Source organism: Paenibacillus sp. FSL H3-0457, from assembly GCF_037981725.1.
Lineage (GTDB): Bacteria > Bacillota > Bacilli > Paenibacillales > Paenibacillaceae > Paenibacillus > Paenibacillus amylolyticus.
In genome coordinates this window covers 4,624,437-4,648,453 of the sequence record NZ_CP150283.1, presented here as the reverse complement: position 1 = coordinate 4,648,453, position 24,017 = coordinate 4,624,437, and the positions used below count along the sequence as shown (strand labels likewise).

General features: G+C 44.3%; 28 protein-coding genes, 1 tRNA gene and 1 pseudogene. 24 read left to right on the top strand and 6 right to left on the bottom strand.

The genetic code is table 11. The features are described from left to right. The first annotated feature begins 21 nt into the window (after positions 1–21). From MHH25_RS20625 to MHH25_RS20610, 4 genes are all read left to right on the top strand, one after another. Positions 22–291: a hypothetical protein gene (locus tag MHH25_RS20625; protein ID WP_076318890.1), complete on the top strand. Its 270-nt coding sequence runs from the start codon at positions 22–24 to the stop codon at positions 289–291. Between the two features lie 91 nt (positions 292–382). Further along, positions 383–1,468 (top strand): DUF3626 domain-containing protein, encoded by a 1,086-nt coding sequence (locus MHH25_RS20620; RefSeq protein ID WP_076318891.1) that lies wholly within the window; start codon positions 383–385, stop codon positions 1,466–1,468. A 185-nt stretch (positions 1,469–1,653) separates the two neighbouring features. Further along, positions 1,654–1,833 (top strand): ribbon-helix-helix domain-containing protein, encoded by a 180-nt coding sequence (locus tag MHH25_RS20615; RefSeq protein WP_047843716.1) that lies wholly within the window; start codon positions 1,654–1,656, stop codon positions 1,831–1,833. Between the two features lie 140 nt (positions 1,834–1,973). Beyond that, entirely contained in the window at positions 1,974–2,267 is a 294-nt protein-coding gene (locus tag MHH25_RS20610) for a DUF6809 family protein (RefSeq protein ID WP_074095811.1), read from the top strand. Between the two features lie 218 nt (positions 2,268–2,485). On the opposite strand, the gene MHH25_RS20605 is transcribed toward MHH25_RS20610, so the two are convergent. Continuing rightward, on the bottom strand, positions 2,486–3,388 hold the full coding sequence (locus tag MHH25_RS20605; RefSeq protein ID WP_036614750.1) for a manganese catalase family protein: 903 nt from the start codon (positions 3,386–3,388) through the stop codon (positions 2,486–2,488). A 261-nt stretch (positions 3,389–3,649) separates the two neighbouring features. Between MHH25_RS20605 and MHH25_RS20600 the strand changes: the two genes are divergently transcribed. The 4 genes from MHH25_RS20600 (at position 3,650) to MHH25_RS20585 (ending at position 5,012) form a co-directional block, all read left to right on the top strand. Continuing rightward, positions 3,650–3,958, top strand: coding sequence for a hypothetical protein (locus MHH25_RS20600; protein WP_036614747.1), 309 nt, complete (start codon positions 3,650–3,652; stop codon positions 3,956–3,958). A 56-nt stretch (positions 3,959–4,014) separates the two neighbouring features. Next, entirely contained in the window at positions 4,015–4,335 is a 321-nt protein-coding gene (locus MHH25_RS20595) for a DUF3889 domain-containing protein (protein ID WP_036614744.1), read from the top strand. Between the two features lie 190 nt (positions 4,336–4,525). After that, a complete protein-coding gene (locus MHH25_RS20590; RefSeq protein WP_017687387.1) occupies positions 4,526–4,747 on the top strand; it encodes a hypothetical protein in 222 nt (73 codons plus the stop codon). Beyond that, positions 4,731–5,012 (top strand): hypothetical protein, encoded by a 282-nt coding sequence (locus MHH25_RS20585; protein ID WP_076318892.1) that lies wholly within the window; start codon positions 4,731–4,733, stop codon positions 5,010–5,012. The genes MHH25_RS20590 and MHH25_RS20585 overlap by 17 nt, the downstream gene beginning before the upstream one ends. A 75-nt stretch (positions 5,013–5,087) precedes the next feature. Here MHH25_RS20585 and MHH25_RS20580 read toward each other — a convergent pair whose 3' ends face one another. The 3 genes from MHH25_RS20580 to MHH25_RS20570 form a co-directional block, all read right to left on the bottom strand. Next, positions 5,088–5,324 carry a DUF3892 domain-containing protein gene (locus MHH25_RS20580; RefSeq protein WP_076318893.1) on the bottom strand — a complete coding sequence of 79 codons (237 nt, stop codon included), beginning with the start codon at positions 5,322–5,324 and terminating at the stop codon, positions 5,088–5,090. Between the two features lie 112 nt (positions 5,325–5,436). After that, positions 5,437–5,880 (bottom strand): GNAT family N-acetyltransferase, encoded by a 444-nt coding sequence (locus MHH25_RS20575; protein ID WP_036614958.1) that lies wholly within the window; start codon positions 5,878–5,880, stop codon positions 5,437–5,439. A gap of 238 nt (positions 5,881–6,118) precedes the next feature. Continuing rightward, positions 6,119–6,376 (bottom strand): hypothetical protein, encoded by a 258-nt coding sequence (locus tag MHH25_RS20570; RefSeq protein WP_076318894.1) that lies wholly within the window; start codon positions 6,374–6,376, stop codon positions 6,119–6,121. Positions 6,377–6,580: 204 nt separating this feature from the next. Between MHH25_RS20570 and MHH25_RS20565 the strand changes: the two genes are divergently transcribed. The 11 genes and pseudogenes from MHH25_RS20565 to MHH25_RS20515 all read left to right on the top strand — a co-directional run bounded on the left by MHH25_RS20565 (position 6,581) and on the right by MHH25_RS20515 (position 15,453). Next, positions 6,581–6,652, top strand: a tRNA-Val gene (locus tag MHH25_RS20565). Between the two features lie 197 nt (positions 6,653–6,849). Then, positions 6,850–7,302 (top strand): annotated as a pseudogene (locus MHH25_RS20560) (recombinase family protein); the annotation flags it as partial. A gap of 18 nt (positions 7,303–7,320) precedes the next feature. Next, positions 7,321–8,499, top strand: a complete 1,179-nt coding sequence (locus MHH25_RS20555) for a recombinase family protein (RefSeq protein WP_340020528.1) — start codon at positions 7,321–7,323, stop codon at positions 8,497–8,499. Positions 8,500–8,724: 225 nt separating this feature from the next. Continuing rightward, on the top strand, positions 8,725–10,935 hold the full coding sequence (locus tag MHH25_RS20550; RefSeq protein ID WP_076318896.1) for a M1 family metallopeptidase: 2,211 nt from the start codon (positions 8,725–8,727) through the stop codon (positions 10,933–10,935). A 182-nt stretch (positions 10,936–11,117) separates the two neighbouring features. Then, entirely contained in the window at positions 11,118–11,390 is a 273-nt protein-coding gene (locus MHH25_RS20545; protein WP_076318897.1) for a hypothetical protein, read from the top strand. After that, positions 11,377–12,375, top strand: coding sequence for a hypothetical protein (locus MHH25_RS20540; RefSeq protein WP_076318898.1), 999 nt, complete (start codon positions 11,377–11,379; stop codon positions 12,373–12,375). Before MHH25_RS20545 ends, MHH25_RS20540 begins: the two co-directional genes overlap by 14 nt. A gap of 2 nt (positions 12,376–12,377) precedes the next feature. Next, positions 12,378–13,064, top strand: a complete 687-nt coding sequence (locus MHH25_RS20535; protein ID WP_047843708.1) for a hypothetical protein — start codon at positions 12,378–12,380, stop codon at positions 13,062–13,064. Positions 13,065–13,266: 202 nt separating this feature from the next. Then, positions 13,267–13,686, top strand: a complete 420-nt coding sequence (locus tag MHH25_RS20530; RefSeq protein ID WP_017687397.1) for an organic hydroperoxide resistance protein — start codon at positions 13,267–13,269, stop codon at positions 13,684–13,686. 142 nt (positions 13,687–13,828) lie between these two features. Next, positions 13,829–14,008, top strand: coding sequence for a hypothetical protein (locus tag MHH25_RS20525; protein WP_017687398.1), 180 nt, complete (start codon positions 13,829–13,831; stop codon positions 14,006–14,008). A 475-nt stretch (positions 14,009–14,483) separates the two neighbouring features. After that, positions 14,484–15,038: a copper amine oxidase gene (locus MHH25_RS20520; RefSeq protein ID WP_036614723.1), complete on the top strand. Its 555-nt coding sequence runs from the start codon at positions 14,484–14,486 to the stop codon at positions 15,036–15,038. Between the two features lie 97 nt (positions 15,039–15,135). After that, positions 15,136–15,453: a DUF1292 domain-containing protein gene (locus tag MHH25_RS20515; protein WP_036614722.1), complete on the top strand. Its 318-nt coding sequence runs from the start codon at positions 15,136–15,138 to the stop codon at positions 15,451–15,453. Between the two features lie 207 nt (positions 15,454–15,660). Here the strand turns inward: MHH25_RS20515 and MHH25_RS20510 are convergent, their stop codons facing one another. Beyond that, complete coding sequence (locus MHH25_RS20510; RefSeq protein WP_036675042.1) at positions 15,661–17,136, bottom strand: aminotransferase class I/II-fold pyridoxal phosphate-dependent enzyme; 1,476 nt, start codon at positions 17,134–17,136, stop codon at positions 15,661–15,663. Between the two features lie 177 nt (positions 17,137–17,313). On the opposite strand from MHH25_RS20510, the gene MHH25_RS20505 reads away from it, so the two are divergent. The 4 genes from MHH25_RS20505 to MHH25_RS20490 all read left to right on the top strand — a co-directional run bounded on the left by MHH25_RS20505 (position 17,314) and on the right by MHH25_RS20490 (position 22,143). Further along, positions 17,314–18,606 (top strand): MFS transporter, encoded by a 1,293-nt coding sequence (locus MHH25_RS20505; protein WP_340017941.1) that lies wholly within the window; start codon positions 17,314–17,316, stop codon positions 18,604–18,606. 253 nt (positions 18,607–18,859) lie between these two features. Further along, positions 18,860–19,459: a hypothetical protein gene (locus MHH25_RS20500; RefSeq protein ID WP_036614719.1), complete on the top strand. Its 600-nt coding sequence runs from the start codon at positions 18,860–18,862 to the stop codon at positions 19,457–19,459. 172 nt (positions 19,460–19,631) lie between these two features. Beyond that, positions 19,632–21,041, top strand: coding sequence for an NADP-dependent phosphogluconate dehydrogenase (gndA, locus tag MHH25_RS20495; protein WP_036614715.1), 1,410 nt, complete (start codon positions 19,632–19,634; stop codon positions 21,039–21,041). Between the two features lie 592 nt (positions 21,042–21,633). Then, positions 21,634–22,143: a shikimate kinase gene (locus MHH25_RS20490; protein WP_036614703.1), complete on the top strand. Its 510-nt coding sequence runs from the start codon at positions 21,634–21,636 to the stop codon at positions 22,141–22,143. A gap of 137 nt (positions 22,144–22,280) precedes the next feature. Here the strand turns inward: MHH25_RS20490 and MHH25_RS20485 are convergent, their stop codons facing one another. Further along, positions 22,281–22,586: a rhodanese-like domain-containing protein gene (locus MHH25_RS20485; protein WP_017687407.1), complete on the bottom strand. Its 306-nt coding sequence runs from the start codon at positions 22,584–22,586 to the stop codon at positions 22,281–22,283. Positions 22,587–22,691: 105 nt separating this feature from the next. Here MHH25_RS20485 and aroA point away from each other — a divergent pair, with 105 nt between their 5' ends. Continuing rightward, positions 22,692–23,987, top strand: a complete 1,296-nt coding sequence (gene aroA, locus MHH25_RS20480) for a 3-phosphoshikimate 1-carboxyvinyltransferase (RefSeq protein ID WP_047843705.1) — start codon at positions 22,692–22,694, stop codon at positions 23,985–23,987. The last annotated feature ends 30 nt before the right edge of the window (positions 23,988–24,017 follow it).

Here is a 24,017-nt window from a genome sequence, read left to right as displayed (position 1 = left end):
ATTGAAGATGGAGTGATAAAAATGCTAAAATACCAACTTCTTTTCCCTACCTTTTTGAGTTCGGAAATATATTGTTTGCACATTGTTCAACTATTAATTGAATTATTTGATATTTCAGAGAAGGAAGCTTTTCTCAGGATTAATTCTTTTTGGGAAGGCAATGATTTTTTATCAGAAGAAGACCTGATTTTTCATGAGTCCCCTGAGTTTTGGGCAAAAACAATTTATTATGAGGAATCCAATTGGTGGAATTTCTCTGAGAATGAACTAATCCCTAGAAAAATAGATTGAAGATCCAAAACTATAATTAGGCTACAATCTATATGATAAACAAGGAAACCGCCATTATGATTTTATAGTAAGGGAAAGGACTCCTCTGCCCATGGAACTATCAAGGTCTCAGCAATTAGCTCTAGAGCATGTAACCAATTATGCAAGAAGCCGCAAAAATGAGGCGGAGCAAACCATTAGAGAAATCCTTCGTATGTCCAACATCGAGCTGAAGACATTTGAAAAAGCTATCACCAAACTAAAAGCTCATGAAAGTATCGCGTTACACTTTCATCCAGATCGATTAGATCCGACCATGAAAAGCGTTGCTGAAGCACTACTTGAGCAGGGAGTTTATAAAAGTCAGTTTGAGACTTTCTTATCAAATGGAAGTGTCTCCGCATTTTCAGGCGGTGAACGTGACGTTTGGGAGAATAAAATGTTTGGCGGAGCGTACCAAATAAATGGCTCAACCGATAGCGAACGGCCCAAGTATGGGGCACTCAATGTTATGTTACATCCCGATGGACCTGCTCCGCGTTTTGGATCATGTTACTTCCTTTTATCCACTGAGGTCTCTCAACGTTGCACGTATACATATTTGGATTCTCACCAAGACCCCGAGGAAAAGGGAACGTATGAGGAATTTGACCTTGTTTTGGCTACTCTCATGAGGGATGTATTCTATAGTAATTTTGCCATTGGTGAAAGAAATCTAACGGTTCAAAAGTTAATTGACCATATGCACGTCAATCTTGAGAAACCATTCCAAAATCCATCAAACCAAGAGCCAAACCGAAATCTGGATCATTATATCGAAGCTCAGGTTCATGGTGACATTTCCCTTGAAAAGGATGTAGAGATGCTTGTTGCCGACCCATCATTTAAAGGCACCCATACAGGAAGAATCTTAGAGCAGATATGTTTAAAGTATTCCATTGATCTCCATTGGCACATGGGCTTTACACTATTGGTTGATGACGTTCCTATGGATTTTCGAGGTCCTTCGATGCCATCACTAGCCAAGAGAATTGCAAAAAGTGATTTGATTGATGCAAATATCATTGGTTCTGCAGCTATGGAATTGAAACAAAACCCAAGTCATTGGAGCGATAGAGGAACCTACAAAGAAGTTCTACAAGAGTTGAAATTACTCTGGCATGTCTTGGTGAGATATGGAAAGCCAATGGAAGAGTGAAATAGTACTCTAACGACCTTGAGCGCCTAACCTTTCAAGGTTGTTTTATTATTGAAACTGATTACTGACTATAGATTTATCTATGAATCTGCTGTCACAAAAACGAACGTATGTTTTATAATTAAATTGATTTTTTGTCCTGACAATAATATATTGTTGTCAGGACAAAAAAAGAGGTGAAGCAAATGTCCGCCAAAAAGATGGGGCGGCCTAAATCTGACAAACCCAAAAGCAGAACGATTGATATACGTGTCGACGAGGAAATTATGAACAAGCTCGATATTTCGGCTGAGAAGCTGAATACGAATCGATCAGACATCGTTCGCAAAGGGATTGAGAAGATTTACGACGAGCTCCAAAAATAAAAAAGGAAGCAGCTTGAGTCCCACGAAGAACACGCTGCTTCCTATCCCGCAATCACTTAAATGAGCGACTGCATAAATATCCTACCATGTGCAGAACGTTCATTCAAGTGAGGTGCGAATTGATATACAGGAGGATGCACATGAATTCGATATTAGAAGCATTATATAATGGACGACTTCGACCGGATGAGATGATGATGCCGACACATCCTGAATACCAAGCGTTAGGACGGCAGATTGCAGCTCTGACAGAGCAGTGGAAGAATCGATTGAGCGAGGAAGAATTCCGTGAGCTTGAACAGTTATTTGACTTGTGTGGCAGATGTGAGGGCATGCATACGGAAGCAGCGTTTGCACAAGGTTTTCGTCTGGGTGCCAACATGCTAATTGAAGTCATGAGTCAGCGGGAGGAATCGGTGTTGGAGTTTAACTAAGTTTAACGATGTGAGCAGAGATCCGGTTTACTTTTACAGCTAAATTCTCAGAAAATGACGGCATACAAAATACTTATTTTGCATCATAAAATGGTATCAAAAATTGATTGTAACAAAGCCCTCAAATCCTCTCTGCATTCAGCAGCAGGGTTCGAGGGCTTCACATAAACATAGAGTTAACAATATATAGGGAAAGAAATTGTTAAACAAATTGTTCCTTAATCCGCAATATTCCCTGCCATTTTCAGACGACGTGCAATTTCCTTAAAGTCTTCTTGTGAGATGCCCGGTGCAAATTCTTCCTCGACCGCAGGAGCTTCTGGAATCGGGAATCCTTCAGGTATCCCTTGGATGACTTCAAGAGGTTGTCCATCTTCGGGGTGGGTTCCTTTCCAGATCTGGCCGATCGTGTTGAAATCTTTATCACTATAGGTGTACAGTTTGGTGTGTACCCCTTTTTCTTCATATTTGCGAGCCTCGTTGAAGGCTTTGTTGTTCAGTGAAGGAATAGGAACCAGCTTGGTCACATTTACGCCAGTTGCAATCTCAAGTGCTTTTGCATATGCGACAACATGCACGCCGCCACGTACCAGCAGGAAACCAACCACTTCCCGGGCTGCCGGGTGATCCGTCATCTCATATACTTTCATTTTATGGGTACGAGCGCCACATTCTAGGAAGAAGTTATGTAGCAGATCCTCGACCAGGTTACCACTGTTGAAGACGTTTGCTCCCGTCCATGGATTACCCATAGAGTCAAAAGGCATTGCGCCTTGTGCACCTGCCAGGTAGTGATACGACAGACGAGCATCTTTCACGGAACCTAGCGGTGTATCGTCGGGTTCTTTGTACTCGGTTGAACCTCGGAGGCATTTGTTAATGCCATGAGACACGAGTTCAACATGACCCAATTCTTCGGCCGTAATGCTCATGACGAGGTCATAGAAGGGCTTCAGCTTTTCTTTGGATCGAAAATTAAATGATTGATAGAGGTAGTTGTTCAACGTTGACATTTCTCCGAATTTGCCGCCGAGTAATTCTTGTATAGCTGCCGCAGCATTCGGATCTGGCTTCTCGACATTGGGAATCTCAATCAGGATTTCATCCAAGCGTTTGAACATTCGGGTGTAACCTCCTCTTATTGGTATTGCAGATCGTGTAGAGTTTCAGATCGTGAAGTCACTCTGTCATGGCCTATTACACGTCTATTGGGTTTTTTAAACAAAAAATCAACCAAATGGGACTTAAGCATCGCATAACGCATGCCCCAACTCTTCTCCCATTTGTTATTTCCAATACGGTCAAATTTATGTATAATCAAACATTCAAACGAGTCTTCACGTACAAGAGAAGAGAGTCATGAATCCATAAAGGAGTAAGAGATGAACAAGCGTTGGATACAAATAGTTGGGATTGTGATGTTTCTAATGATCCAAATGTACATAAGCAGCGAGCCTGCCACAGCATATGTCGTTACGAATGAGGTTCAGGTGGATGAAGAAACACGGCAGTTACTTGAAAAGAAATACGGGTTGGATCGTCCTGAGGAGCCGAAGACACAACAACACTTTTTCTCGGGTGACTGGGGAATGAGTTTTCGGACGGAGCCTCCTGATTCGTTTGACCGGCTTGTTCATGTGGTTCCTTTTTCCCTACGGCCATTGGCCTGGATCTTTCGTTTATTCGTGTAAAATGAAACCCGGACGGGCAATATAACAGAAACATATTGTCCCAAGGAGTGAGTGAAATGAGAATGCTTATCGTTACCGTCATGTCGGTAGTTCTGAGTTTAGCCGGAATTACATCAGGAACAGGTGCCGCTATCCCTGATTATGCGAAGTGGGGAATTATTGCGGTCAAAGAAACACAGACCAAGTATAATGTGGATATTTTGGACTATAAGCATATCGGTCGCACCTCTCTAACAGCAGATCAATCACGGGAACAGTTCAAGCTATGGGTTCGTGCGAAAGACGGCAAACAATTCGCAGTCTATGTAAATGTTGATTTTAATCCATCTACACAGCAATTAAAGAAAGTACAATTTTCCGAATCGGATCGACACTGATCCGCTGGACTTGGTCATTACAAGCCATGTTTTCATATTAGCTATACTATGGGTTGAACCAGACTGCCTTAATCATTAAGGCAGTCTGGTTTTTTTTATTTTACAAAATCCTTTTTTTACTATTGAATAAAGAACTTATGTTCGCATATAATATGAAATACAAACAAACGTTCTTATCGGAGGGATGATTATGCTAGGGAAATATATTGGCCAGATGGTGGAGCTTGTCTACATGGATCGTGCAGGGCAGATTACGCAGCGACAGATTCGAATTAACAGTGTACGTGGCGGGATGATTAGAGCTTCAGCGGGAAAAGAAGGTTCGCCCCGAACATTTCTGGAGCAAGGTATTCTGGCATGGCGTCCTGTTACCGATCTGAATGGGGAGGTAAAGTATGCTGAACGACTTTGAACGCAAGATTTTGCGTATTATGGTGAACTATGCAGGACAACGGCGCAGGCTGCCGCGTATGGATGAACTGGAGAACAAGACGGGACGAAGCAGAGCTTACATTTATGAGTCTTTGCTGGAGCTTGAACGCACCGGGCACATCGCGTGGGAGAACCGGTCTACTCTTGAAGGGATACAGATTTTGCAGGCATGGGAACAGGTACAACAGCCGATTCGCAAAAGCCAACCTTCCGGTGATTCCGTAAAATATTTTACGGACTACTAATCATAATAAGAAAACGCCAACCCGGATATCCGGATCGGCGCTTACTGTGTCACACATATGACATGTGCATCTATTTTAGAAATGGGGAAGTTGGTCCAGGTTATTGGTTGGGTCACCGTCGGCATCGCCGCGAATGTACATTTCGCCATCCTTGCCTTTAAATACATTCACACCGGCAATAGCGCCAGCCTTTACTTCTGCAAGTGCCTGGTGATAATCCAGTACACGTCCTGCTGAAGTCTGAAATGCTGTCAGGTCACCGTCACCATTTTTCTGTACGGCTGTGAAACTCTCGCGTGTCGTTTGATCCATGATGTCACACTCTCCTTATATGACGAGATAGGAATCTGCTTACCTGATTAGCCTATCCGAATTCATCGGAAGTATGCACCATATGCTGATAAGACCTGCCAACGTCGAGGTTTTACAAGCTCTTTCTCATACGAACATGCAGAATATCTGCATCATAAAAAGGTTCTTCCGAAATCACTTCATAACCCAGTTTTTCATAGAATTTCTGTGCCTGACACTGCGCATCCAGTACAGAATAGGATAAGCCGAGTTCACGTGCCAGCTCCTCCATCGCGAGCAGAAGCACACGTCCATAACCAAATGAACGATGAGATTCAAGCACTGCGATTCGCTGCATTTTGGCCGTATCCTTGCTGTAATAGATCAGACGTCCTGTGGCTACAGCTTGGCCATCCGTACTTAACAATACATGATGCACATCCGGACTGATGACATCATATTGATCAATCTCAATCTCGGCAGGCACCTGTTGCTCGATCACAAAAACGTGATGGCGAATTCCCAAGGCTTGCTCCAGTTGTTCTTCTGTCGATACATAACTAATCTCAGCTGCCAATTCCATTCCTTCTTTCTGCTCTTGCGCGACATATCAGACTGAATTATACAAAAAAATGTTTTTCCTGTATAGTGAAGTCTGGAACATATTGGGAGAGGAGGGGGTAGTGATGGGCATGACAGGCATCATGGTAATTACATTGCTAATGTCGGCGGGAATGATTACTCTGTTGTATTATGTTACGAAGAAAGCATACTCACGCAAGTGGGATGAAGACGAGTAATTCATCTGTTAACCTTCACGGCAAGACTTCACTGCTTCCTCGCGGAGAATATACATCTTGAATTACAGATTTGGAGTATACGTCCAGCCAGACCGGCAGAGATTCACCATTTTCATTGGGCTGTTGTAATTGTTGGAATTGTACCGTATGTTCATCCTTCTCCAAGCTGCAACCAGTAACGATTGTAATGAGAATCATAAGCCCAGCAAAGAGAAAGAAGCATTTGGTAAATGTATGTTTATTGGATTTTGACCGTTTTGTTAAGTTTCTCATAGGGAATTCACCTCGTTGTAGAAATGGTAATCTTTCCTTTATTGTGCACCATTTCGGGTGAATTATAACCAAATAAATCATTGACAATGAACACGGTTACTTGATATGATACTGTTACTTGATTGGGAAACAATTATATATCATGATCTGTTAGCTCAGCTAAGTTTAGTAGTATGACCGTAATGGATACATCTTAATTATTACAGGGCGATAGCTCAGCGGGAGAGCATTATCTTGACAGGGTAAGGGTCGTGGGTTCGATCCCCACTCGTCCTATATGTAAAATTAAAGGCAACTTCTTTTGAGAATTATATCTCAAGAGGAGTTGTTTTTTTATATAATAATATGGCTACCTCCAATAATATGTGTAGGTGGTTTTTGTTGATAATAAATATACTTAATGGTACAATTTGGATAAAATTAAGCAGTTAAAGTAGTTACGACTATCGATAAAAATAATACAGAAAAAAGATATGGTGGTTGATGGAATGGGACAAATAAAGCGTGTTGCGGCACTATATCGAGTGTCCACAAAAGGTCAGATGGACGGGAACGATATTCCAATGCAACAACGAGCATGCAGGAAGATGGTAGAGAAACAAGAGGGATGGAAGCTAGTTAAGGAATATACCGAAAAAGGGGTATCAGGTTTTAAAGTACCTGCCTAGAAGCGTGATGTTATCCAAAAGGCTAAAGAGGATGCAGAGAATGGTTTATTCGATGTCTTGTTGGTATTTATGTTTGATAGGCTTGGAAGAAAAGATGATGAGACTCCCTTTGTACTTGAGTGGTTTGTAAACAAAGGGGTAGAAATGTGGTCTGTAATAGAAGGTCAGCAAAAAATTGAAGCATACACCGATCGGATGGTCAACTACTTAAGATTTTGGCAGTCAAGCGATGAAAGTAGGAAGACCTCTGAACGAGTCAACGAAAAACATATACAGATGGTCGAAGATGGTATTTTTAGGGGAGGAGGTATTCCCTACGGGTATAAAAGTGTTGATTCCGGTAATGTAAATAAAAAAGGAAAAGCACTGCAAAAACTGTGCAAGCACGAAGAAGAGTCAAAGATCGTACAAGAAATATTCCGACTAGTGCTTGAAGAAGGTTACGGACAATTAAGAATAGCTAAACTTCTAAACGAAAAAAATGTTCCGACAAGAAAAGCAAAACAATGGGGTGCTCCTACTGTAAACGTTATACTTAAGAATCCAATTTACAAAGGAGTAATGAGATACAGAAAAGAAAAAGGAGACGATATATTTTCAAAACCAATCCCTGAATTAATGATAGTTTCAGAAGAGGATTGGAATAGTGTACAGGATATAAGGGATAAAAAGAACCCTAAGAATCCAAAAAGAAATGAAAATTCCATTCCCATAAGTACTAAAGGAAGTTTACTTTTAACTGGAATAGCCAGATGCGGTTGTTGTAATTCTAGATTGACCACGACTACATTTGTAAATAAATACAAAGCAGCTAATGGAGAAATAGTCAGATACAATCAGAATAAAAGTTACCGTTGTAGTGGAAAATTGCAAGGAAAGACGGATTGTAACGGACAGGCAACATTTTCTTCAAAGAAGGTAGAGAGACAAGTCTTAGAAAGAGTGGATGTATACTTAAGTCAACTCAGAACAATAGATTTCCAATCTGAAATTGAATCATTAAAAAAGAAGGTTTCTAATGAAGAAGAGGAAAAAATAAAAACAATGCAAAATTTACTGGAAGAGAACTACGAGGAGCTTGTGACATTAAACGCTGAGGTTCCAAAATCTATAATGGGTAAGAGCGCATTCAAACCAGAAATGCTCAATGGTCTTATCGAGAAAAAAGAAAACGAAATTCAGAAAACTACTGAAGACATTAAGGGAATAGAGCAATTGTTATCCTCCAAAAAAATGGAGATATCAGAGATGGAGGCTCTAAAAGATGATCTCCCAGTTTGGGGGGAGATATTTACAAATGCATCTACAGAAAAGAAGAAAATGATGTTAAGCACATTGCTAGAGGTGGTCTACATTAGCAAAGATAAAATATTGGTTGAAATCAAGGGTGGAATAAAAGAATTACTCGGTCATCTATACAGAGAGAGTAAGGATATCAAGAGCTCACTTATTTGACAGGGTAGGGGTCAGTGGTTCGAGCCCACTACAGATCATACACGAGAAGTCTTACAATGTAAGGCTTCTTTTCTTTTTTTACATACAAACATGAATGCGATTTGCGATAGCTTCATTTGCTCTCCTCTTTTTAAACAAAACTTAAATAAAACATAAATTCAGCGTAAGGTTCGTCTTCTATACTTGGTTCTGAGGTCAACATAGAACAGGAGAAGGAGAGAACTTATGAATTATTCAAACCCATTTACATCAAAGTTAGCCAGAGTAGGGATCGCGGGTACACTGGCTTTAATACTGGCAGCAAGCCCACTTGCCAACATGGGGGTTGTTGCAGCGGAAGCAGGCCCAGCACCTGTATCTACGAAGATATATAACACACCTAAAGACTCTTTAGAGCAGACGCCGATTCAATACCAGATTCAGGCTCGATTAAATGAGAAGGACATGACGATCCAGGGGAGCGAGAAGGTAACGTATCGCAACACAAGCAAGGATGCACTCCAGCAGCTGGTCCTTCATACATATGCTGACGCAAACCTCTCCAAGTCTACACAGGCGAGCATGTACCAACAGCATAATGAGAAGATTAGTGAAGATCACCCGGAGAAGACAGCGGAGGACTTTCTGGGTGGCATCGATATTCAGGCTGTAACCGCAGATAGGCAATCGCTGGATTTCCATAAGGAAAACCAAGCGTTGACCGTGCAGTTGAAAAAGCCCGTACAACCAGGCGAATCAGTATCATTCCAACTGGAGTTTCAGTTGAATATACCCTATGGCTCACAGCGAGTTTCCTACTACAAGGACATGATCAATGGTGCACACTGGTTCCCGGTGATGTCTGTATACGACGAGGTTAAGCATCAATGGAACAAGGCGCCGTATAGTCGAACATTTGAGAGCGATTATTACACCTCATCGGACTTTGAAGTTCAATTCAATGTTCCTGATGAGTATCAGGTAGCCATGCCGGGCACGATCACCACTCAAGACAGTACAGAACATGGTCGTAAGATTGTGTCTGCTGTGGCCGAGAATACAAGGGAGTTTGTATTCTTTGCTAGTCCAAACCTTCAATTGGAGAGTGTTACCCGTAACGGTCTGACGGTGGAATACTACTATTATAACGATGATCCATCCAAGAAAAAGATAGTTGACCGGTACATTAATCAGGCATTCAAGGTCATCGATTTTTATAGTGAGAAATATGGCAAGTATCCCTATCCAGAGTTCCGAATTGTCGAGACGTATGTACAAGGCGTTGCCGTGGAGTACGCGAGGCTCATCCAGATGGGACAGATTCAAAATGGTGCTATTCCAGAAGAAGACACAACATTTATTCATGAAATAGCACATCAGTGGTTCCATGCATTGATCGGTAATAACTCGGAGACAGAATCCTTCCTGGATGAAGGCTTTGCCGATTTCTCCATGGTGTATTTTGCCGAGAAACAGGGAGACAAGCTAAATGGGTTCAGATCCATACAGTTTGATACTGCGCCCGTAGATATGGCGATTGCGTCAACAAACGATGAAGCTGGGGATTTGGCCGGTTTGGTGTATTATCAGAAGGGAAGACAAGCGATCTATCAGCTTTACCGTTCCGTCGGTGAAGAGAAATTTGACGAGTTGATGAGGACATATTTCAAACGCTACGTGTACCAAAATGCAACGGTAGAGGGGCTGCTTCAAACCATTGAAGATGTGCTTGGTAAAGAAATACGTTCAGAAATGCAGATGGCCCTATATCAGCCTGATTTTGTCTTAAAGCCGGAATACCAACTATCACAGGAAGAGACCGCCGCCTATGTGCATGATGTCTTACAAGTGCAATATCAGGCTGTCATGGGTATGGTTCCTAATCTGCCTTATGAAGTGATGAATCGATTGATGTACAAAGCCCTTCAAGGCGAGGAATTAACCATTTTGCTCAGCGATCAGGTGAGTAAGCTTGCAACTAAACAGCAGGAAGATATGGTTAATCAGTTGACCGGATTCCTTGATATGACTGGTATGAAATACGACATTATAAGGGATCGCAAGGAATTGAAGCAAAAGATGAAAAAAAAGATCGGCAACAGCAACCTTATTGTCATTGGCAATGCCAAGTCAAACGGATTGGTGCAGGCTTTAAAACTTAACATTATTGATCGAACGAAACAGACGGGGTTTCCTTGGAAGAATACCATGAATCAACCTCTCACGGCTGGTGCATATGTTATCAAACATCCCTATAACCAGAATCGATTGATGCTTCATTATTTCTGGAATGAGGATCATCTGAGTGATGAGGCATTTGAAGCTTTTAAGCTGAAAATACAGGAGTCTATCGGCTTCACTAACGACTTTTACCAGTACTATGTATTGGATAACCAAGGCAAGGAGAAATCCAATAAAAAAGTTGCGAATCCCATATCTTCACTTTTTGCGGAGTAATAAGGAATTGGTTTTGCAGTTTCTTCGTTCAAACAGGTTAGCCAATTTGTATTGGTTAGCCTGTTTGTGTTTTATATGAGAACCAGTCTTAGAATAATAGGCTGCAAGATGGGCATAATGCTTTAACACAAAGGCAACTTCATGAATATACTTATCGGGAGAAAACAATAGGAGGGATTAATATGAAGGATCAACATTATCCGGGCGTACCAATGAAAGGGACAGTTGCTGATTACAACTGTAAAAGAAATAAAGGAATGAACAAAATGAAAGCGCATTCATATAATGCTAGAATTTGTCCTATCCTTTGTGTTACTCAGGAGCCGGTTGCGAATGAGGGTAACGTTGTTGATTTTTCAATCCTATTAAAGGACACTTCGGATGTTTTATATTCGCGACCGGTAAATGGTAATACCCTGCTCACGAAGGAGTTGAGTTTCCATGTCTATGACTGATAATATTGCTCAGGAAGCACTCGACGCAGCGATGAAGGCAAGCAGGGCCGTTGCGCCTTATGATTATTGCGATGCAGAAACCAGACGGATGTACACGCCTCAATTTGATAAAAAAATGGACAATCCTATGTATACCGCTGCAATGGCGGGTCTTCAATCGATCTATTGGTTTCGGGCGATCAAGGTAAAGGGGCTTATCCCTGATGCAAAAGCAGATTATTATGCTACGTATTCTACCAACCATAATCACATCGGAGGAATTGGACTAGCCTACTCGAACAGCCCGACAGGACCATGGACCAAACACGGACAGGTGTATCTCGATACTGTGGTTGGGAATTCGACGGAAACTCCATTTGTGATCTGGAACGATGAAGAACAATTGTTTTTTATGTATTATCAACAAAACGGACTGGGGATCAATCAATCGACGGCACTTGCGACCTCTGTAGACATGATCAACTGGACAAGAGTGGGTTTGATTTTGGACAAACCTCCCGGTTTCCCAGGTGATGGTCATACCGGATATTTCTCGTGTTTCAGAAATGGTGGCAAATGGATCGGTTTCTCAGTGATGGGCGGTGGGGACTTTGGTCGTAAATGTATCTGGCATTCACATGACGGACGTAGCTGGTTAGCTGATCCAAGACCATTAATGGGTGGGAATGATGCCACTTTAAGTGCAGGAGAAAACATTTCGAGACCCAATGCTGGTGTATTTATGTACAAAGGGAGCATGTGGTGGCTGGGTATGTTATCAGCTTATGCTTCCGGTGGGGTTACGACGGTAGCTCGGCCTGCCATTGCCAAGATCAGTGCAGACTTTCGTCAACTGCTGGACAAACCTACAGATATATATTTTCCGGCATTGGATTGGGAAACGACCAACATGCAGTCCTTGATGGTGTCCGTTATGGACGGTGTAGTGTACGTGTATTACAATACCGATCATAATATCGGTGTAGCCTATTCGGTGGGGGTGTAGAAATGGTTATACGTGATGCAGCGGGTCAGATTGTGCCCTTTGGAAAGGTTCACAAACAGCTTGTGGCTGATTTTCTTTACGGAACGTTACCGGATTGGGTGGAGGTGGTGGGCACCCCTACGTTTGAGCCTTTGCCCGACAGAGGGACCATTACTGTTACAACTCCGACAACGGCAGGAGCCACGGCAGAGTTAAAAATGAAACATCTGATTGACAGCTCGAAAGTAACAGCAATTGCAATCACTTTGGAAGCGCTACAATTAAACGGGAACATTGGAATTTCAGTTCAGGTTGGCATTAAATCGAAGGATAGCAAGGCCGGAATCACTTTTTTTCAAAACGTAAATCAGAAATATGGTATGGTCCGTGCCTATAAAGCAGATGGAACGTACACGGATTTTAATCAAAACATGGTGTTCTTCACCACACATGGCGTAGCAGGAGATGAAGCACAGAACCGTAAGAATCTCACTGTGTTGCTCTGTACCGGATTACAGTTCTCAGCTGGGTTCGAGAGACCGTCCGTATGGCTTGGTGCAGATGATCAATATGGCGGTGTTGCTGCTGACCTTAGCGGTGGGTTGTTCCAACATGGAGAACTGCAATGTCTTTTGAAACTGACTACAAGTAAGGCCGAGGCCAAGTATTTCAAATGTGCACAGATGAAAGTGGATATCTGGAGTAACTGATTGGAATGACGATCGTGTATGACCTGTGATGACGATAAAAGGTTCGCTTAGAAGTCGCTATGTAAGCGGCTTCTTCTTTTATTGTTTAAATAATGGTTTACAAACACAATTAAATTGTGTACAATCAAATTGTTAGCAAAACAAAAAAACAAGAAATCATGTTTAACCAATACAAATAAATGTTGAAGAGGAGTTTTCACAAATGAAAACATTATATGAAACAACAGTAATCAATACAGGCGGACGTCAAGGCATCGTACAATCCCCAGATAACGTGTTTATGTTGGATGTTGCTGCACCGCCTGAACTCGGAGGACAAGTGACGACAGCTACCAATCCGGAGCAGTTGTTTGCAGCAGGGTATAGTGCTTGTTTTAACTCCGCACTGGAGTTTCAATTGAAGAAACACAAAGTTGAGATTGAAAGAAGTACCGTAGCTGCAACGGTAATGTTGGTGACGGACTCTGAGGATAACGGCGTGAAGCTTCAAGTAGATTTGGAAGTTAAAATCCTTGGTCTGGATGAAGAAACAGCACAGAAGTTTGTGAAACTTGCCCATGACTACTGCCCATATTCCAAAGGAATCAAAGGGAACGTGAATGTTAACGTGGAACTCGCGTAATCACTGATACTATTTGTTGATAAGAAGCCTCCGAGAAATCGGAGGTTTTTTGGTGTTTTATGCATAAAAATCAATTTCACACTCAATTGTGGGTTATAATGGTAGTAAGTTTACAAAAAACTGCTGAAAGGGGAATGTACTTATGATGGATTTTAGCAAACCACCCCATGGCTCTGAGACCGATACCCACCGTCAGCGTCATCAGGAGAATGAACAGAAATACCTGTCCGGAGGCAAGAGTATTTGGTATGAAATCAGCAACTGGCTCATTCTCGGAGGTATCCTCCTTGTCATATTTTTATTATTTAAATACGTTTTCTAAATAGACACACAACCGGGCGAATCCCCATATGATGCATTACATCAGTAAGCACTTGGGGAAATGGGGAATCCGGGATGGCAAAGGCAAAGGGTAAGAAAGCTCCCGCATTAAAGAGTGATAAAATACGTGTATCCATGAAGTTGGTCACATCGGATGTATGCGAGAGATGTAAGACACCATGTACACGAGGCATGGATTACGCTGAACGTATGAGAATTGAAGGGGCTTTAGGCAAGGGCGTTCCCTGTATATTGACCCGCCATACTTCTTCATAAACTCTTCGTATAATCCCGTATTTATAACAATTATAGATCAGGGGCATCCTTTAATGAGGATCGTCTCTTTTTGTGCATTCCAAGGGGTGGAAAAAATTCTGGATAAAAAATGAAAAATGATGAAAAACAGCGCAACTTTGTGGATGAATCTGCAGTATAAATGTACAACAGCTAGCAGCAGGGGAGGGAATATTGACGGGATGAAATGGAAACGAATATTGCTTTGTGTCACGGTATTCTCCTTGCTCGGCGGGTCTTTATTGTTTGCAGATTCGGTGAACGAGAAGATTCGTGTTCTCATTAACGGCAAGGAAGCAGCTGATGGAGGTTATCTCATTGATGGAACGACCTATGTACCTGTAAGGGAAGCCGGAGGCGTCGTCAAATGGGACAGCAGTAACAAGAGAGTAACGGTGATCAAACCGAATGTACATATTTTTCTCTTCAAGGGAGACACTGTATTTGGCAACGTTAACGTAGGTAAGCTGAAATTCAATGTATTTTCACAAGTGGACAGTCTGACAGCAGATGTAGCTGCGGTGAAAGTAACGATTACCAATCCAAGCGGTCAGGTGAAGGATATCCAGTCACAGGAGCTTACGACCCAGAAGGATAACTTCTGGTTCCGCACATATGATTTTACGTATGATTTCAGCCGTGCCGGCAAGTATCAGGTCGGCTTTCATATTAAAGAAAATGCAAACAGCAGCTACGTCCTGGTAGCGGAGAAAATCATTACAGCGCTGAACGATTGAAGCGAAAATTACCTTGTGAGTTAAATTGACCTGTGTCATTGAACATGTTACGATATGCAAGGTTACACAATTTCTATTTATAAAGCGAGGTATTTCAATGAGCGATCACACACATGAACACGGCGATGGCTGCGGATGCGGGCAAGACCACGACCACGACCACGAGCATGAAGAAGTCCTTCTCACATTAACAGACGAGAACGGCCAAGACGTGGAGATGGTTTTGGTGGAGACGTTTGACGTGGAGAAGCATGTTTATGCGCTCCTGCTGGAACGTAACAATCCTGAAGCTGACGGCATCATCCTGCGTATGGAAGAAGAAGACGAGGAAATGGTGCTCTACAATATTGAAGACGAAGAAGAGTGGAACCGCGTTGAAGCGGCTTACAACGAACTCGTTGCATCACAAGAATAGTCATTCTTTTGGAACATAACATGAAGGCTCCTTGATCTCAGGGGGCCTTTTGTTTGTTTTTCAAGAGGTATACGAGCATTTACACCACCGGTTTGAACGACGAAATAGACGGGAAAATGCAAACTCGCTTGTCCCATAAAATAAAAAAGGGCCAAGCTAGGGCTTGGTCCTTTAAGTTTATCCCCTGCACAGCGCAAGGAGGTTGTTTTAGAAAATGGCATCGGCTTCCACGATCACTTTAACGTTGGTTACGCTGCGATCTTCGGGTCCTTTGACGGGTAATCCAACTTCGACATGATCGATGATGTAGTCGATGTTTTCCTGGGTGATAACCTCACCCGGTAACAGGATCGGAATTCCTGGCGGATAGACATAGATGAATTCCGAGATAATACGTCCTGCGGATTCCTTAAACGGAATCACTTCGGTATCACCGTAGAATGCATCACGTGGAGTCAGCATCAACTGTGGAATATCCGGAACTTTTACGACCAGTTCATGGGCCGGGTTCACTTGATAATAGGTACGGGAGAGATCCTGCAAAGCGTTCAGCAAGATATCCACACTATTATCCGTATCTCCTGGCGTAATGAGACACAGAATATTGTACATATCACTAAGTTCGACCTCAATGTTGTAATGTTCACGCAGCCAGTTCTCTGTCTCATACCCTGTAATACCCAGATGGCGAACATGGATCGTTACCTTGGTTGGATCATAGTTGAAGGTCGCTTCTGTACCCAGCAGCTCTCTACCGAAGCAATACAGGCCATCCATATCGTTAATCGAACGTCTGGCAAACTCAGCTAGTTCAATCGCCTTCTGTGCAATCTCACGACCGTGGAGTGCCAGGTTACGTCTTGATGTATCGAGTGAAGCAAGCAAAATGTATGAAGTTGATGTTGAGGTGAGCAGACTCAGGATCGTCTGTACACGCTGTGGATTTACGAACCCATTCTTGGTATTCAGGTTGAGTACGGAACTCTGTGTCATGGAGCCACCAAGCTTGTGAACACTGGTTGCAGCCATATCGGCACCTGCTGCCATCGCAGACAGTGGCAGATCCTCATGGAAATGAATGAGTACGCCATGGGCTTCATCAACAAGCACAGGGACTTGATAACTGTGTGCCAGCTCAACAATCTCTTTCAGATCGGTAACCACGCCGTAATAAGTCGGGTTAATTACAAGCAATGCCTTGGCATCCGGATGACGCTCCAGTGCGCGACGGATAGACTGTGTGGTCACTCCGTGGTCAATGCCCAGATTGGGATCTTGTGAAGGAGAAACAAATACGGGTTTGGCGCCTGAGAAAATAATCGCGGACAGAACCGATTTATGCACATTACGGGGCACAATAATTTTGTCACCCGGTGAGCATACAGACAGAATCATGGTCATAATGGCACTGCTTGTGCCTTGTACACTAAAATAGGTATAATCGGCTCCGAAGGCATCTGCTGCCAAAATCTGTGCTTCCTGAATGACACCGGTTGGCTGATGCAGGTCATCCAACGGTGCGATGTTAATCAAATCTATGGAGAAGGCATTATCGCCAATAAATTCACGGAATTCGGTATCCGCTCCCAATCCTTTTTTATGGCCCGGAATATGAAACTGTACCGGATTGAGTGCCGCATGATTTTTTAAAGCGGTAAACAGCGGCGTACGGTGGTGATTCATCAGTGCTGTCACAACCCTTCCTAATAAAATTGGTAAACAAAGATGAGTATAGCAAATTAAGAACCGAATGCAACAGTATAAATCGACAATTTTTTAAATTGCCGAGATTTGGGCACATTCCCCACGGTTACACTAAGGATAGGGAATAGGCAAATGAACACCGAAAGGGGAAAAAGAATGCAAACCGACACAAAACCAGCCAAAATTCTGCGATCACCATTTTTTATCGCGATGTGGCTGACACTTTTTCTAGTTGAAATTATCAAAGGAGCCCTGTTGGTAGCTGTTCTGCCCGTGTATATGGACAATATACTGGGTCTGTCTGCAGGCGTCATTGGTGTGGCATTTGCTCTTCAATATCTGGGAGATAATCTGTTCCGGGCGCCTTCCGGCTGGGCAGCAGAACGGATCGGGTTCCGCGCAACGATGGTTACAGCATTAATCTGTACCTTAATCGCTGTTACTATGATCCTTTTTCTCAAAAGTGCCGTTGGACTGGCCATGGCCTGTCTGATTCTTGGCATTGGTACGTCACCGCTCTGGCCTTGCGCCATGACAGGGGTGACGGCGATGTCAGGCCCACAGAACAAGAATGGTACAGCAATGGGGGCGCTGGAGATGGCTGCTCTCGGCGGAACGGGGCTTGGACCTATAGGCATGAACTGGCTGCTGGAGCGCACGCATCATGATTATCGCACCATTTTTCTTGTATTAATGGGGTGTGCCATTCTCGTTATTCTGGTGGCCATGATTCTTCCTGGACGTGTCATTGTTGAAGGCGAGCATGCCGAGCAAGCAGCGAAGAATAGTGATGTGAAATATCCAGCCAAACCGAATTTGCTCACACCGTTCATCCGGCTGCAAAAGAGTGTGAAGGGTACACTGCAACGAGTGCGCAGCACGCTTAATGTCAATCCACTGGTGTATCCTGCACTGTTTATGCAGTCGTTTGTCATCGGGCTGCTCAGTCCAGTAATCACGCTATATACACGCACAGATCTGCACATCTCGCCGAACCTTTACAGTTTGTTGCTGATTGCGGGTGGTGGAATAACTATTATTGCCTTACTGCCTGTAGGTAAAATGGTAGACAGGTTTGGCACGAAACCGTTCCTGAACATTGGTTTTTTGATGGCGGCGGCCAGTCTGTTTGCATTCTCCTCCATAACATCCATTCCGGTGGTGTTTGGTGTTGTCATGCTGGTGGGCATCAGTTATGCCATGATTTTGCCCGCCTGGAATGCTTTTGTAGCCACACTGATTCCCAAAGGAGAGCGGGGAGCGATCTGGGGATTTTTCCTTACATTGCAGGGATCAGGCATGGTTGTAGGACCTATTGTTTCTGGACTGCTGTGGGACCACGTGAGCCATCCGGCTCCATTCATCGGCAGTGCCATCGTCATGGCAGGACTTGCCGTTGTGCACTTTGTGTTATCCCGCAATCCGTTTCGCACTGCTCCGGCCAAATAAGCAAAAGAAAAGGGAGTCCCACCAACCGTCTTGGTTGTGGGGCTCCCTTTTTCGCGTCCAATATATCACGATAATCGGGGGCTTGCCCCTGTGCGTCTGCGGAAAGCTGCAATCCGGCGGTCCTTTCGGTGAAAAATAGTCAAATAACCAAGTACCCTTACATAAAATGAAGTATAAAATAGGGTAAGCCGATTGAGTAGAAGCGATTGAAGACGAGGGCCGGAGTTGATCCGGTACAGATGGAGGGAGTGCCGTGAATAAGAGTTATGAAGTTGAATATTGCAATCTGGAGCTGCGGTTCAACCGTCGGCATATCCAAAATTTGATCAGAGACCTTATTCGTGAGGGATATTCACTATATTGGAGCGAGGACGAATCCTTTTTTATCCTGTCAGTCCGGACCGGCCGCAAGCTGGTAAAGCTCCGCTTTCAACAGACACGCACGGGGAACTACAAGATGACTGGGGATTATATCATTAAGGATGCAAAACTTGCAGAGTGGCTGGAGAAGCTGATTGGAGATACACGCGGGCATGCAGTTGTGAAGCGGTTTAAGGATCAGCAGATGACTGTGGAGAACATTTTATTCGGTGAAGTCATTCGGCTCGTGGAAGTGTCTGGGTTCAAACAGCGTGTCATTTTTCAAAAGGAACCTGCGCCGACGGCGGAAGAGATGGAAGAAATGTTCCTCTCGCGTGAAGGCGAGGAAAGGCTCATGTTGTTGCGCATGGAAGTAGACGATGAACTGGAGCGCCTCTACACGGCCATGCAGATGGATAATATCGAAAAAGCAAATGCTTGCCGTCAAGTCTTAAAACAGTTGTCTGGACATCTGTTAATGTTGGAAGGATGACAAGATACGGCCGTATTTATGAAAATACGATGAACACCTCAGCAGATTGGGGTGTTTTCTCGTTGCGTAGCTGTGCCACGGGGTTCACTTCTATACATAAAACCGTTAAAATGGGAGTATTGTTGAGAATTTATTTCAATAAAATTAATTGGAGCAAAGGATGGAGGACCAGATGACAAAACAACAAATTGGCGTAATTGGCCTGGCTGTCATGGGCAAAAATTTGGCCCTTAACATTGAAAGCAAAGGTTTCTCAGTATCGGTATTTAACCGTTCCCCCGAGAAAACCAATGATCTTCTGAAAGAAGCTGAAGGTAAAAACCTGACAGGCTCATTCTCCATTGAAGAGTTCGTAGCATCCCTGGAATCCCCGCGCAAAATTTTGATCATGGTACAAGCTGGTAAAGCGACCGACGCTACCATTGAACAACTGCTTCCTCACCTGGATGAGGGCGACATCATCATTGATGGAGGGAACGCATACTTCCCTGACACGCAACGTCGCAGCAAAGAGTTGGAAGACAAAGGCATTCGTTTCATCGGTACAGGTGTATCCGGTGGTGAAGAAGGCGCACTGAAAGGCCCTTCCATCATGCCAGGTGGACAGGAAAGTGCTTATAAACTGGTTGAACCGATCCTGACGGCAATCTCGGCCAAAGTCGGTGACGATCCATGTTGTACATATATTGGACCAGACGGTGCCGGACACTATGTGAAAATGGTGCATAACGGTATCGAGTACGGAGATATGCAGTTGATTGGTGAAGCGTACCATTTGCTCAAATCCGTATTGAACGTTTCCGTTGAAGAGCTGCATGCGATCTTTACGGAATGGAATCAAGGAGAGCTGGATAGCTACCTGATTGAAATCACAGCAGATATCTTCTCCAAATACGATCCAGAAACGGGCAAACCAATGGTTGACGTCATTCTGGATGCTGCTGGACAAAAAGGAACAGGTAAATGGACAAGCCAAAGCGCGCTGGATCTCGGCGTACCATTGTCCATGATTACAGAATCCGTATTCTCCCGTTTCCTGTCTGCGATGAAGGACGAGCGTGTAGCAGCTAGCAAAATCCTGAATGGACCAGCGACTGAAGCGTTCTCCGGCGACAAAAAAGCGTTCATCGAGAGCGTTCGTAAAGCCCTCTTTGCAAGTAAAATCGTATCCTACGCACAAGGATTTGCACAAATGCGTGCAGCTTCCGACGAGTATGGCTGGGATCTGAAATACGGCAACATTGCCATGATCTTCCGCGGTGGCTGCATCATCCGTTCGCAGTTCCTGCAAAACATTAAAGAAGCTTATGATAAAGATGCAGCTCTGAAAAACCTGCTCTTGGATCCTTACTTCCAAAACATCGTTGAGTCTTATCAAGGCGCATGGCGTGAAGTTGTAGCGGCTGCTGTAAAACAAGGTGTTCCGGTACCTGGCTTCTCCAGCGCTCTTTCTTACTACGACAGCTACCGTACAGAGCGTTTGCCAGCAAACTTGCTGCAAGCTCAACGTGACTACTTCGGTGCTCACACGTTCAAACGTGTGGACAAAGAAGGCAGCTTCCACCACAATTGGATGGAGTAGTACCACATATACAATTCTATTATGATTTGGCTAGTGCCCCTTTAAGTGGCAGGTTTGGCCTGCTAAGGGGCTCAAAAGAGGTTTGGCGTTCCGGTGATTGCCGGTTAACGCTAGGCCTCTTTTTTACTGTGTTATACAGTAATAGTGTTTATGGAGAAGATATGTAGCTGGTTCTAGACCTAATGAACAGGAGACACTCTATTTTGGCAAAATGAGCCGGTTCTATTTTTTAACGAACTCAGAAGGCCTATTCAGATAATTCGTAGCGAGATGTCGAGGTTTTGACGGTGATTTTTTGAAATAAGTTTACTGAGATTCGTTAGAAGTTTAACTGCTCCTATTTTAGGTAAAAAAGCTCATAGGAGTTCGTTAGGTTGCTGGATGGTTACTATTTTAGACGTTTGGGTGCTCAAAACTGCTTGAGGGTGATCTGACGTAGGCTCAGACGCCGGGAGTTACTTAATCTGTCTTGGAAGTACTTGCGGATGGTCGAAAGGAAGTCGGTAAGGAGATGGTCTTTCCCAGTCCGCAGGGCTGTGTTATGATAGGACAAAAGTGCTCACGAATTGCTTGAATTAAAGGAGTGTACACCTTGAGCAAGTCTAACAATATTATTCTCATTGGTATGATGGGAACCGGCAAATCAACCGTCGCTGACATGCTTGCACGCGAGCTTGGTTATCGATTGATTGATGTAGACGCCGCGGTGGAAAAAGAGGAAGGCTGTACGATTCCGGAATTGTTCACTGGCAAGGGAGAGACGTATTTCCGTGATGCCGAGAGCCGCATGTTATGCTCGGTGCTGGAGAAGAAGTCACAGGTCATAGCGACCGGAGGTGGCGTGGTGCTGCGTTCGGATAATTGTGACGTGATGTTGAAAAATGGTTGGGTTGTTGCCTTGACTGCTGATCCGGCAGTGATTGTAGAGCGTGTTAGTGGCTGTGACAATCGCCCACTCCTCGCGGGTAATGCAGAGGAACGCATTCAGGCAATTATGGAAGAACGGAAAGACGCATACCGGTTCGCACATTATACGGTGGATACAACGGAGTTATCCGCTGCTGAAGTGACTCGTTTAATTTTAGCGCATTACCGCGTCTAAGCTTGTTATCATCGAAGTTTGATGGGTGATAGGTGGTGGCAGATATAACAAAACGGGCCATATAGGCCCGTTTCTAGAAGTGGAGCCAGAGCAGAGGTCACAAGGTTACAAATGACTTCGCTCCGCTCCGGGGTTCTCTAGTCTTCCTGTTGCCACTGAAGCATACCGCCGACCATGTTTGTACAGCCTTCATATCCCAGTTGCTGCAGATATTCACATGCACGCTCACTGCGGTAACCGCTACGACAGATGATCACGATCTCGCCTGATTTCTCAATCTCAGACAGTCGGTCCGGAATCTGTCCAAGCGGAATATGCTTGGCTCCTTCGATCATGCCTTGCGCGACTTCATCGTCCTCGCGGACGTCTATCATCTGCAGCTTCTCTCCCGCCTGTAAACGGCGGCGCAGCTCAGACGTTTCAATTTCAGCTATTTGTGTCATATTCAGGTCCTCTTTTCTGTATGGACTTAACGCTATAATGATACCCAAGCGATGCACGGAATGTCAATTTGGCCACAATATAATCAATGAAGGAGAATTTCATCCATGGACGTTATTGTTAAACCAACCCCCACTCTGAACGGGGAAATCGGGGCTCTGTCCTCCAAAAATTATACTACTCGCTATTTGCTGGCTGCTGCGCTGGCGGAAGGCACAAGTACCATTCATTTCCCAGCACACAGTGAAGACAGTGACGCCATGCGCAGATGTATTCGTGATCTGGGGGCAGTACTTGAAGAAGACGACAGCAAGATTGTGATCCAGGGTTTTGGCAGTCATCCCCGTGATGTGCGTGAATTGAATGTAGGGAATGCGGGTGCTGTACTTCGTTTCCTGATGGGCGTTACAGCGCTCTGCCCTGACGTTACATTTGTGAATACGTACCCGGATTCACTGGGCAAACGTCCACATGATGACCTGATCGATGCGCTTGGTCAATTGGGTGTAGATGTACAGCATGAACAAGGACGCCTGCCAATTACAATCAAGGGTGGCAATGCCAAGGGTGGACACATTCGTGTATCCGGCTCCGTCAGCTCCCAATATCTGAGTGCATTGTTGTTTGTTACGCCGTTGCTTGCAGAAGACAGCACCATCGAAGTACTGAATGACCTGAAGTCCAAGGTCGTTATCGGACAGACGCTGGAAGTGCTGGAGCAGGCAGGCATCGTTATCCATGCAAGTGATGATTACATGTCCTTCCGTGTACCAGGTGGACAGGCTTACCAGCCGACGACCTACACGGTTCAAGGGGACTATCCGGGCTCGGCAGCCGTTCTTGCCGCAGCAGCGGTTACACAGTCTGATGTGAAAATTCTGCGCCTGATGGAGCAGAGCAAACAGGGTGAACGTGCCATCGTTGACGTTCTGCGCATGATGGAAGTGCCATTGACACATGAGAACGATGTCGTACACGTTCAAGGTAATGGCAGACTGAAAGCAATCGAATTCGATGGGGATGCCGCGACGGACGCCGTTTTGGCTATGGTAGCCGCAGCTGTGTTTGCGGAAGGCACGTCACGGTTCTATAATGTAGAGAACCTGCGTTACAAGGAATGTGACCGAATCACCGATTACTTGAACGAACTGCGGAAGGCAGGAGCGAACGTTGAAGAGCGTCAAGCTGAGATTATTGTACACGGACGTCCAGAAGGCGTTGAAGGCGGCGTGGAGATTAACGCTCACTACGATCATCGCGTAATTATGGCGCTCACTGTCGTTGGTCTGCGTTCCAAGGAGCCGCTTCGTATTCGGGATGCACACCATGTAGCCAAGTCTTATCCGCAATATTTCGATCATTTGCAGGCGCTTGGCGCCTCGGTTCAATGGGTAAAAGAGTAAATAACTGAAAACCTGTTTTTTTTGAACACG